General features: G+C 73.4%; 11 protein-coding genes. 9 read left to right on the forward strand and 2 right to left on the reverse strand.

Annotation, left to right across the window (positions count from 1 at the left end):
• The first annotated feature begins 332 nt into the window (after nt 1-332).
• Entirely contained in the window at nt 333-1,385 is a 1,053-nt protein-coding gene (locus tag E1182_RS25575; RefSeq protein ID WP_132269873.1) for a S1 family peptidase, read from the forward strand.
• An 83-nt stretch (nt 1,386-1,468) separates the two neighbouring features.
• On the opposite strand, the gene E1182_RS25580 is transcribed toward E1182_RS25575, so the two are convergent.
• The gene (locus E1182_RS25580; protein ID WP_132269875.1) at nt 1,469-2,170 is read right to left on the reverse strand and encodes a hypothetical protein; all 702 of its coding nucleotides are present in this window, start codon (nt 2,168-2,170) and stop codon (nt 1,469-1,471) included.
• Between the two features lie 177 nt (nt 2,171-2,347).
• Here E1182_RS25580 and E1182_RS25585 point away from each other — a divergent pair, with 177 nt between their 5' ends.
• The 5 genes from E1182_RS25585 (at nt 2,348) to E1182_RS25605 (ending at nt 7,579) form a co-directional block, all read left to right on the forward strand.
• A complete protein-coding gene (locus E1182_RS25585) occupies nt 2,348-3,148 on the forward strand; it encodes a hypothetical protein (protein WP_132269878.1) in 801 nt (266 codons plus the stop codon).
• Nucleotides 3,149-3,275: 127 nt separating this feature from the next.
• On the forward strand, nt 3,276-5,099 hold the full coding sequence (gene aspS / locus E1182_RS25590) for an aspartate--tRNA ligase (protein ID WP_132269880.1): 1,824 nt from the start codon (nt 3,276-3,278) through the stop codon (nt 5,097-5,099).
• 168 nt (nt 5,100-5,267) lie between these two features.
• Nucleotides 5,268-5,552 carry a hypothetical protein gene (locus E1182_RS31760; RefSeq protein WP_207921517.1) on the forward strand — a complete coding sequence of 95 codons (285 nt, stop codon included), beginning with the start codon at nt 5,268-5,270 and terminating at the stop codon, nt 5,550-5,552.
• A gap of 90 nt (nt 5,553-5,642) precedes the next feature.
• Nucleotides 5,643-6,242 carry a helix-turn-helix domain-containing protein gene (locus tag E1182_RS25600; RefSeq protein WP_132269882.1) on the forward strand — a complete coding sequence of 200 codons (600 nt, stop codon included), beginning with the start codon at nt 5,643-5,645 and terminating at the stop codon, nt 6,240-6,242.
• Nucleotides 6,239-7,579: an MFS transporter gene (locus E1182_RS25605; protein WP_243706418.1), complete on the forward strand. Its 1,341-nt coding sequence runs from the start codon at nt 6,239-6,241 to the stop codon at nt 7,577-7,579. Before E1182_RS25600 ends, E1182_RS25605 begins: the two co-directional genes overlap by 4 nt.
• 14 nt (nt 7,580-7,593) lie before the next feature.
• On the opposite strand, the gene E1182_RS25610 is transcribed toward E1182_RS25605, so the two are convergent.
• A complete protein-coding gene (locus E1182_RS25610) occupies nt 7,594-8,334 on the reverse strand; it encodes a GNAT family N-acetyltransferase (RefSeq protein ID WP_132269884.1) in 741 nt (246 codons plus the stop codon).
• A gap of 116 nt (nt 8,335-8,450) precedes the next feature.
• Here E1182_RS25610 and E1182_RS25615 point away from each other — a divergent pair, with 116 nt between their 5' ends.
• From E1182_RS25615 to E1182_RS25625, 3 genes are all read left to right on the forward strand, one after another.
• Complete coding sequence (locus E1182_RS25615) at nt 8,451-8,663, forward strand: hypothetical protein (protein ID WP_132269886.1); 213 nt, start codon at nt 8,451-8,453, stop codon at nt 8,661-8,663.
• A 75-nt stretch (nt 8,664-8,738) separates the two neighbouring features.
• Nucleotides 8,739-10,232, forward strand: a complete 1,494-nt coding sequence (locus tag E1182_RS25620; protein ID WP_132269889.1) for a replication-associated recombination protein A — start codon at nt 8,739-8,741, stop codon at nt 10,230-10,232.
• On the forward strand, nt 10,229-10,452 hold a 224-nt coding region (locus E1182_RS25625; RefSeq protein WP_132269891.1), incomplete at its 3' end, for a hypothetical protein. The genes E1182_RS25620 and E1182_RS25625, both read left to right, overlap by 4 nt.

The following is a 10,452-nucleotide window of genomic DNA, read 5'->3' on the forward strand; positions in this document are numbered from 1 at the left end:
GGCCGGCTGCGGCGGGGGTGGCGGCGAGCAGGACGGGAGCGGTGGCGCTGCCGAGGGTGGACAGCGCGCGTCGGGCGAGGGGCATGGTTGGCCTCCGGATCACGGGTGCCGGCGTGCTGCGGTGGCCAGATAATATCGATCCTTATCACTGTCCACAATGTTACATCGGGGTTACATGGGGCGGCGGGGCTAAATCGGGCAAAGACATGTCTTGCCTGCGATCTTAAATATGTGAATACTTTCCTCACTTGGCCGGTTTCCCCAGGTCGGCCGGGTTTCCCCGGGGTGCGTCGCCGTGACGCCACCCATCGCTCCCTTCCGGAGGTTGTTACATGCGACCCACGAGGTCATCGCTCCGCCGCGCCGCCGCCGTCGCCCTGGCCGGCACCCTGGTCACCGGCGCGCTGCTCGGCGCACCCGCCCAGGCGGCGCCCACCCCGGCGACACCCGACGCCGCCGCCGGCCTGGTCGACCGGCTCGGCGACCGCGCCGCCGGCACGTACGCCGACGCCAGCGGCAAGATGGTCGTGGCCGTGACCGACGCGACCGCCGCCCGCCAGGTGCGGGCCGCCGGCGCCACGCCGAAGATCGTCACCCGGGGCGCCGCCGTGCTGAAGGCCGCCACCGCCGAGTTGGAACGCACGGCGAAGATCCCCGGCACCGCGTGGTGGACCGACCCGGCCACCAACCAGGTCGTGGTCTCCGTGGACAGCACCGTCACCGGCGCCAAGCTGGAGCGGGTCAAGGCCGCCGCCGCCCGCGCCGGCGGCGCGATCCGGATCGAGGCCGAGGCCGGCGTCCTGAGCACCCGCATCTCCGGCGGGCAGGCCATCTACGCCGGCGGCGGCGGTCGCTGCTCGCTCGGCTTCAACGTCCGCAACAGCGCCGGCGCGACCTACTTCCTCACCGCCGGGCACTGCACCAACATCGCCTCGAACTGGTACGCCAACTCCGGTCAGACCAGCCTGCTCGGCACCCGAACCGGCAGCAGCTTCCCGGGCAACGACTACGGCATCGTCCGGCACAGCAACTCCGCCAACGCCACCGGCAACGTCTACCTCTACAACGGCAGCTACCGGGACGTCACCGGCGCCGCCAACGCGTACGTCGGCCAGAGTGTGCAGCGCTCCGGCAGCACCACCGGCCTGCACAGCGGAAGCGTCCGCGCACTCAACGCCACGGTGAACTACGCCGAGGGCAGCGTCTCCGGCCTGATCCGCACCAACGTCTGCGCCGAGCCGGGTGACAGCGGCGGCGCGCTGTTCAGCGGCAGCACCGCCCTGGGCCTCACCTCCGGCGGCAACGGCAACTGCCGCATCGGCGGCACCACCTACTTCCAGCCCGTCACCGAGGCGCTCAGCGTCTACGGCGTGAGCATCATCTGATCCACCAGCGCACGGGCCGCCGGGTGACCGGCGGCCCGTCCGCGTTCCTACCGGCCGCGGGGCGCGCTGCCGGAGTGTTGGCCTCAGCCGGGGGTCAGCCGGGTACCGGTGAGCACCACCACGCCCTTCGGCCACTTGCAATGGACGCGCAGCACCAACTCGTCGGCGCCCTCGACACTGGCGGTGAGCGGGACGGAGGCCCCGTGCCGGGCCGCGACGACCTTTCGCTCCAGCCGCTGGAACGTTCCGTCGGGCTGTTCGGTGTTGGTGAGGACGGTGACGGCCGCCTGCGCCTGTGGATCGTCGGGGAACCAGTGCCAGACCACGGTGGTCAGCTCGAGATACCGCCGGTGCAGCGGATAGAGCACCTCCCGGTGCTTGTCGGCGTTGGTGTTGCGGGGGCAGGAGATGGCGATCGACCGGTCGTGACCGGCCTGGCTGGCCAGGGTCCGGGGCAGCTCGACCAGGTTGGCGGCGCCGGCCTGCACCTCCAGCGTGTCGAGCAGGGTGCCGGCCGGTGCGGACGGCGCCGCCGTCGGTCCCGGCGTACCCGCGACACCGCCGGTCGGGGTCGGTGGACCCGGTGGACCGGACGGCACCTGCGCCGTCTGCTGCTCGCCCTCGGCGTCACCCGAGGTCACGTCGAAGTAGTCGCGAGCCAGGCCGGTCCCGGCGAACAGGACGCCGAGCGCCGTCAGCGCCAGGCCGACCTGCCTACCCCGCCCCGCGCGGTGGCCGGGGCCGCCGTTCCCGGTGTCGGTGGGGGAATCGCTGTCGACGGTCACCACGTCTCTCCCGAATGCCGATGCCGGACGAGGTGTCAGTTTCTATCATCGGCGGACCGGTGACGGGGTACTCGCCTGATCAACTGTCGCCTATGTGATAGTGGGCGCTTCTTGTTTCTGTCAGTAACGCCAGGGAGTCTCGACATCCCGTTGCGACAGTGCTCAGGAGGTGCCCCGGTGAACCAGCCGCAGAGCGACCCGACGTCCGGTCCTCGCGCCGCTCCGCCGGCCGCCGGCGGGCCGGGTGCGCCGCCGCCCCGGCCGCCCGACCCACCGGCCCGGCCGCCCGCGTCGGGGCGCCCGGTCGCCCTGCTGGCGCTCGGCGTCGCCGCCCTGGCGTTGCTGGTCGCGTTCGGCGCGGCCCTGTTCGCCTGGCGCGCGGTCGACCAGGCCAAGGACGCCAAGTCGATCGCACTCGCCCGCGGCCCGGCGGACGTACCGTCGCCGTCCCCGCCCGGCAACGCGTCGGGGCCGGCGGACGCACCGACGGAGGCGCTGCCCACCACCGACCCGCCACCCCGCTCGCAGGACGAAAAGCCCGAGTTGAACGAGCAGACCGTCTACGAGCCCAAGTACGAGCGGCAGGTCCTGCTGCTGACGCCGACCTGCAGCTATCCGCAGTACGCCGATCTGGACGAGCCGAAAACCAGCAACGAGGTGGCCGGTGCCGAGATCCGGGTCAGCGGTGGCTGCAACAACGAACCGACGGTGTTTCGGCTGCTGGACGGGGTGGATGGCAGCAGAGAGGGTCGACCTGGCATGAAGCCGCAGGACTGCGGCGCGAAGATCGACGCCGCGCTCGTGGCGCGGAACGCGGCCATCCCGGCCCGCAAGGGCACCGCGCTCTGCCTCACCACCAACGCCGTCGAAGCCCGGGCGCGGGGCGACGTGTGGCGGCTGGTCCTGGTCCACGTGGTCGGGGTGGCTGACGACGGCGCGACCACCATCGAGGTGACCGCCTGGGACATCCCGGGCTAGGCTCTTCCGTCCACTGGGCAGCCTCGCCACCCGCCGGACCCTCGCTCGGCGGGTGGCGAACCGTGCGTTCGGTAGGGCTGACAGAATGCCAGGGCAGAGACGTACCGCAGATGAGGAGACGCAAGTCGTGATCCGTACCCATGACGCCGGCAGCCTGCGCGCGACGGACGCCGGCACCACGGTGACGCTCGCCGGGTGGGTGGCCCGCCGGCGCGACCACGGCGGTGTGATCTTCGTCGATCTGCGTGACGCCTCCGGCGTGGTCCAGGTGGTCTTCCGTGAGGAGGACGCCCACGCGCTGCGCAACGAGTTCTGCGTCAAGATCATCGGCGAGGTGACCCGCCGTCCCGAGGGCAACGAGAACCCGGAGCTGCCCACCGGCGAGATCGAGGTGACCGCCAGCGCGCTGGAGGTGCTCTCCGAGGCGGCCCCGCTGCCGCTGCCGGTGGACGACCAGGTGGAGGCCGGCGACGACATCCGGCTCAGGTACCGCTACCTCGACCTGCGGCGCAGCGGCCCGGCGAAGGCGATGCGGCTGCGGTCCCGGGCCAACCAGCTGGCCCGTGCCGTACTGCACGAGCGGGACTTCCTGGAGATCGAGACGCCGACGCTGACCCGGTCCACCCCGGAGGGCGCCCGCGACTTCCTGGTGCCGGTACGGCTCCAGCCGGGCAGTTGGTACGCGCTGCCGCAGTCGCCGCAGCTGTTCAAGCAGCTGCTGATGGTCGGCGGCATGGAGCGGTACTACCAGATCGCCCGCTGCTACCGCGACGAGGACTTCCGCGCCGACCGGCAGCCGGAGTTCACCCAGCTCGACATCGAGATGTCCTTCGTCACCGAGGACGACGTGATCGACCTCGGCGAGGCGATCGTCGCGGCGCTCTGGTCCGACCTGGCCGGCTACGAGATCCCCCGGCCCATCCCGCGGATCACCTGGCACGACGCGCTGGCCCGGTACGGCTCCGACAAGCCCGACCTGCGCTACGGCGTCGAGTTGACTGAGCTGACCGACTACCTGCGCGGCACCGAGTTCCGGGTGTTCGCCGGCGCGATCGACGCCGGTGGGTACGTCGGGGCGGTGGTGATGCCCGGCGGCGCGGCCCAGACCCGCAAGGAGCTGGACGGCTGGCAGGACTGGGCCAAGGCGCGCGGCGCGAAGGGCCTGGCGTACGTGGTGCTCGACGCCGAAACCGGCGCGCCGCGCGGCCCGGTGGCGAAGAACCTCTCCGAGGCGCACCTCGCCGGCCTCGCCGACGCGGTCGGCGCGAAGCCCGGCGACGCGGTCTTCTTCGCCGCCAGCCCGAACGCCCGTGAGGCGCAGGAGCTGCTCGGCGCGGCCCGCGTCGAGATCGCCAAGCGGGCCAACCTGATCGACGAGTCCGCCTGGGCGTTCTGCTGGGTGGTTGACGCGCCGATGTTCGAGCCGACCTCCGACCAGGAGAACGGCGGGGCGGGCGGCTGGACCGCCGTGCACCACCCGTTCACCTCGCCCAACGCCGAGTGGGTCGACCGGTTCGAGGAGGCGCCGGACCGGGCGCTGGCGTACGCGTACGACATCGTCTGCAACGGTAACGAGATCGGCGGCGGCTCCATCCGTATCCACCGGGGCGACGTGCAGCAGCGGGTCTTCGACCTGCTGGGCATCACCCCGGAGGAGGCGCAGGACAAGTTCGGCTTCCTGCTGGAGGCGTTCAAGTACGGCGCCCCGCCGCACGGCGGCATCGCCTTCGGCTGGGACCGGGTCTGCATGCTGCTCGCCGGCGCCGACTCCATCCGCGAGGTGATCGCCTTCCCGAAGACCCGGGGCGGCTTCGACCCACTGACCGGAGCGCCGACGCCGATCACCGCCCAGCAGCGCACCGAGGCCGGCATCGACGCCAAGCCCAAGGCCCCGACCGGGGCACACGCCGGCACCGCCGGCCCGGCAGCCCCGGTGGCCGACCCGGTCTGACCGCCGTCCCTGTCGAGCGCAGGTCCGCGTCGTGATCCGCCAATCGGCACGACGCGGACCTGCGCTCGTCGGTGAGGAGGGTGGTGGCCGGATGCGGATGCTCGTGGTGGGAGCCAGCGGGTTCCTCGGCGGACAGGTGTGCCGGCGGGGGTCGCCGCGGGCTGGCCGGTGACGGGGACGTGGCACACGCACCCGGTGGAGATCCCCGGGTCACCGCGCACCGGTTGGACGTCACCGACCGGGCTGCCGTGTGGGAACTGGTGGGCCCGGGTACGGCCGGACGCCGTGATCGGCACCGCGTACCGCAACGACGACTGGCGGATCACCGCCGACGGCGCGGCGCACTCGCCGCCGCGACCGCTGCGTCCGGCGCGGCTACGCCTCGACTCGTCCCGGGCCGCCGGCCTGCTCCGGATCCGGCTGCGGGGGATCACCGAACTCCTCACCTCCTGACCCCGACGTGGGTCGGTACGCGCCGCCGACTCGACCCCCGTCAAGCACAAACCTTGTGCAAAGAATTTGTGCACAGATATTGTGCATGCCATGACGCGCGACGACCGGCCGGACACACCCGCGCCCCGTGAGGTCCGGCTCGACCACCGGCAGGTCCGGGTGCTGGCGCACCCGCTGCGGATGCGGCTGCTCGGGGCGCTGCGTACGAGCGGGCCGGCGACCGCCACCAGGCTGGCGGAGCTGCTCGCCACCAACACCGGCGCGACCAGCTACCACCTGCGCCAGCTCGCCGAGGTCGGGCTGGTCGTCGAAAATCCCGACCGGGCCGGCGGGCGGCAGCGCTGGTGGCGGGCCGCGCACGAGGTCACCAACTGGGAGCCGACCGACTTCGACGACGACCCGGATGCCCGTGCGGCCGTCCGGTGGATCCACGGCGACCAGGTGCGGCTGCTGGTCGAACACGCCGAGCGATGGTTCGACGCCGAACAGGGCTGGTCACCAGCCTGGCGGGACGCCTTCGGCATGGGCGACATCTTCCTGACGGTCCCGCCGGCCCGGCTCGAAGCGCTCATGGCGGAGGTGTGGCAGGTCCTGGAGCGCTACCGCGACGAGGCGGACCCGACCGAGCCGGGCGCCGAGCAGGTGCAGGTCTTCGTGGCCGCCTACCCGCTGTGGCGGGGGAAGCGGTGAGCCGGCTGTCCGTACGCCAGATCCGGTTGCGCTACCTCGCCCTGCACGGTCTGCGCTGGACGCCCACCGGCCTGATGATCCCCGTCATGGTCCTGCTCATGCAGGAGCGGGGCCTGTCGCTGCCACAGATCGGCCTGGTCTCCACCGCGCAGGCCCTGGTGGTGCTCGCCCTGGAGTTGCCCACCGGTGGCCTTGCCGATGCCCTGGGCCGCAAACCGGTGCTCGTCACCGCCTGGGCGCTCAGCCTGGTCTCGCTGGCCGTCTTCGCGACCGCCGATTCCTTCGCGCTTTTCTTCCTGGTCTGGGCGTTGCAGGGCGTCTACCGGGCGCTCGACAGCGGCCCCCTGGACGCCTGGTACGTCGACACCACCCTGGCCGCCGACCCCGGCGCGAGGTACGAGGGCGGTCTCGGCCTCGCCGGCACCGTCGCCGGTGTCGCCATCGGCGCCGGTGCCCTGCTCAGCGGCGGCCTGGTCGCCCTCGGCCCGGTCGGCCCGGTGAGCGCCCTGACCCTGCCCGTGCTGGTCGCCCTCGCCCTCCAGGCGGTGGCCCTGGCCGCGTTGCTCACCCTGCTGGTGGAGACCCGCCCCGCGCAGGGCCTCGGCGCGCTGCGCGCCTCGGTCGTCGAGGCCCCCCGGATGGTCGGTCGGGCGTTCGGGCTGCTGCGCCGCTCCCGGGTGCTGCTCGCGTTGGTCGCGGTCGAGCTGTTCTGGGGCTTCGGCATGGTGACCTTCGAGTCGCTGCTGCCGGTCCGCCTCGCCGAGGTGGTCGGCGACGCCGATCGGGCGGCGGCGCTGCTCGGTCCGGCCAGTTCGGCGGCCTGGCTCGCCTCGGCGGCCGGTGCGGCGCTGACGCCGCTGCTGCTGCGGTGGCCGGGTGCCGCGCCGAGCGCCGTGCTGCTGCGGGTCGTCCAGGGCGGCACCGTCGTCGGCATGGGACTGTTCGCCGGTCCGCTCGGGGTGTTGGTGGCCTATCTGGCCTGCTATGCCGTGCACGGTGCGTCGAACCCGCTGCACATGGGCCTGCTGCACCGCCAGGTCGACGGGCCGTACCGCACCAGCGTGGTCTCGCTGAACTCGATGATGGGGCAGCCGGGCTTCGCGCTGGGCGCGGTGCTGCTCACCGCCCTCGCCGACGCTCGCGGTGTCGCCCCGGCGATGCTGCTCGGAGCGTTGGTGCTGGCCGTGGCCGCCCCGCTCTACCTGCCGGCCTGGCGGGCCGGCCGGCGCGGCGCAGGCGCCGAGGAACCGGTGGATCCCGACGGGGTGGACGGACCGGGCCGGCCGGAGGCCGGGACGGACGGGCGACGCGAGCCAGCAGCGAGCGGCACCGGGTGACCCGGCCACCCCGCTCAGCCGAGCTGGATCGAGGTGCGGGCCAGGGCACCGGTGAAGCCGAGCCGTCGGTAGAGCCGGATCGCGCCCACGTTGTCGGTGTAGACGCCGAGCGCCACCCGGTCGTACCGGCTGCCGAGGGCGCGGGTCATCCCGGCGGTCAGGGCGGCGCCGAGCCCTCGACCGCGCCGGTCCGGGGCAACGGTCAGCCCGGCGAGGAACCCGATGTCGCCCCGGCTGCGGTCGGCGCCGCAGGCGATGATCCGGTCGCCGTCGCGGATGCCGTACCAGTCGACGATCCCCGGATCGCCGGGGCGCGAGGTGGTGCTCGGGTACGCCTCGTCGATCAGCGCCGCCAGCGCCGGGTGGTCGGCGTCGGTCAGGCGTACCACCCGCTCCTCGTCGGTCTGCCGGGGTGGCGGCGCGTCGGTCCAGAGGAAGTCCCACTCGTCGAGGCGGGCGATGTCGAACCGCCCGGCCAGCGTCTGCGGGTCGGTCCGGGGTAGCTGCACCCACTGCCCGTGGGGCAGCACGCCCTCGGCGACCAGCGCGGCGAAGAGGTCCACCGCCGGGGCCGCGACACCGATGGCCCCGCCCGCCGGGCCGGTTCCGGACGGCAGCAGCCACGCCACGAGGTCCTCGGACCGCCAGCCGCGCGGTCGCGTTCCGGGACGGATCACGTGCCGGGCGAACGGGTGGTGGCCGGTCGCGGCGAGGAGCGCTGCCCGGCCCACCAGCTTGTGAGCTGTGTTGATCATGAAAGCAGCCTAGATCGGGTCGGCGCGACGCGCTCGATCCAGGGTGGAGATTGGCGGACCGACCGATCGGGTACATCCCGGTCGACCTACTGGAACCCCCACCGGAGGACACCGCCATGCTTGCCATCCTCGCCGCCATCGTGTTCGGCTTCGCGCTCCTGATCGACCTGCTGAACACCAACTTCGGCGCCCCTGACCTGTTCAACTGGCACACCCTCGTGCTGATCGGCCTGCTGCTGCTTGCGCTCTACCTGGCCGGGGTTGGCAGTGGCCCGCGTTCAGGCGGCGGCGGTCGCTGGTACCGGGGCCGGCGGCCGGGTCGCGGCTGACCGCGATTGATCAGGGTGGGCGGGGAGTGCGGCGCGATTCCGGCGTCACGGTCCCCGCCCGGTACTGTCTTGCTGATGGAATCCGACACCCTGTTCACCCTCGGTGGACCCGCCGCGGCCAGCGCCCCGGCGGGCCCGGGTGGTGCCGACGGATTCCCGGCGGCGGGGGAGGACGCCCCGCTGCCCGTCCGGATGCGCCCGGCGAGCATCGACGAACTGGTCGGGCAGGACCACCTGCTCGCCCCCGGCGCGCCGCTGCGCCAACTGGTCGGCGGCGGCGCACCGCTGTCGGTGATCCTCTGGGGCCCGCCCGGCAGCGGCAAGACCACCATCGCCCACCTGGTGGCCCGGGCCACCGACCGCCGGTTCGTCGCCATGTCCGCGCTCAACGCCGGGGTGAAGGACGTCCGCGCCGTGATCGACACGGCCCGGCGGCAGCGGCGCGCGGGCGGCCCGCAGACCGTGCTCTTCATCGACGAGGTGCACCGGTTCAGCAAGACCCAGCAGGACTCGCTGCTCGCGGCGGTCGAGGACCGGACGGTCACCCTGCTCGCCGCGACCACGGAGAACCCGTACTTCTCGGTCATCTCGCCGCTGCTGTCGCGCTGCGTGCTGCTCACCCTCCAACCGCTGGACGACGCGGCCGTGCGCGGCCTGCTGCGCCGCGCGGTCGCCGACGAGCGCGGCCTCGCCGGCACGCTCACCCTCGAGGCCGACGCCGAGGAGCACCTGGTACGCCTCGCCGGCGGCGACGTGCGCAAGGCGCTGACCGCGCTGGAGGCCGCCGCGGCGTCGGCGACCGCGTTGGGCACCGGGCGGATCGATCTGGCCACCGCCGAGCAGGCGGTCGACGTGGCCGCGGTGCGCTACGACCGCGACGGCGACGCCCACTACGACGTCACCAGCGCCTTCATCAAGAGCATGCGCGGCTCGGACGTGGACGCCGCGCTGCACTGGCTGGCCCGGATGCTGGTCGCCGGGGAGGACGCCCGGTTCATCGCCCGCCGGCTGGTGATCTTCGCGAGCGAGGACGTCGGCATGGCCGACCCGGCCGCGTTGACCGTGGCCACCGCCGCCGCCCACGCGGTGGAGTTCGTCGGCCTGCCCGAGGCCCAGCTCAACCTGGCCCAGGCGGTGATCCACCTGGCGACCGCCCCGAAGTCGAACTCGGCCACCACCGCCCTCGGCGCGGCGATGGCCGACGTACGCGCCGGCCGGGGCGGTCCGGTGCCGCGCGGGCTGCGCGACGCCCACTACGCCGGAGCCCGTGGCCTGGGGCACGGCACCGGCTACCGCTACCCGCACGACGACCAGCGCGGGGTGGTCACCCAGCAGTACGCTCCCGACGATCTCGTCGGAACCGACTACTACCATCCCAGCAGCCACGGCGTGGAGCGGGCGGTGGCTGCCCGCCTGCCCCTGCTGCGCCGCATCGTCCGCGGGCTGCCCGCCCCGGTGTCGCGCACCGACGGGCCGGCGGGGCCGGACGGCCGCCACCGGTCGGGCGCGGGGCACGCCGCTGGGGCGGATGAGGACGGCAGCGACGCCGTCGGGGAGGGTCAGCAGTGACATCGCGTGGTGGGGAGCGACCGCAGGACGGTCCAGAGGAGCGGCGCGACCCCCGCGCCAAGGGTCGACGCTGGGGTCGTGGCCGGGCCGAGGAGGCTCCCCCGGAGCCGGTGGCCGAGGATTTCGGCTGGATCGACGATCTGCGTACCGCCAAGCAGCAGCGCGGTGAACTCGGCCCGGACGGCGAGCAACCCGGCGCGGCCCCCCCACCGCCCCGACC

The organism is Micromonospora sp. KC721, from assembly GCF_004348355.1.
Lineage (GTDB): Bacteria > Actinomycetota > Actinomycetes > Mycobacteriales > Micromonosporaceae > Micromonospora.

What these genes read in the sequence shown, in the direction of transcription:
- E1182_RS25615 (WP_132269886.1), top strand. Translation starts at nt 8,451, where the DNA reads ATGCTTGCCATCCTCGCCGCCATCGTGTTCGGCTTCGCGCTCCTGATC.
- E1182_RS25610 (WP_132269884.1), bottom strand. Translation starts at nt 8,334, where the DNA reads ATGATCAACACAGCTCACAAGCTGGTGGGCCGGGCAGCGCTCCTCGCC.
- E1182_RS25575 (WP_132269873.1), top strand. Translation starts at nt 333, where the DNA reads ATGCGACCCACGAGGTCATCGCTCCGCCGCGCCGCCGCCGTCGCCCTG.
- E1182_RS25620 (WP_132269889.1), top strand. Translation starts at nt 8,739, where the DNA reads ATGGAATCCGACACCCTGTTCACCCTCGGTGGACCCGCCGCGGCCAGC.
- E1182_RS25600 (WP_132269882.1), top strand. Translation starts at nt 5,643, where the DNA reads ATGACGCGCGACGACCGGCCGGACACACCCGCGCCCCGTGAGGTCCGG.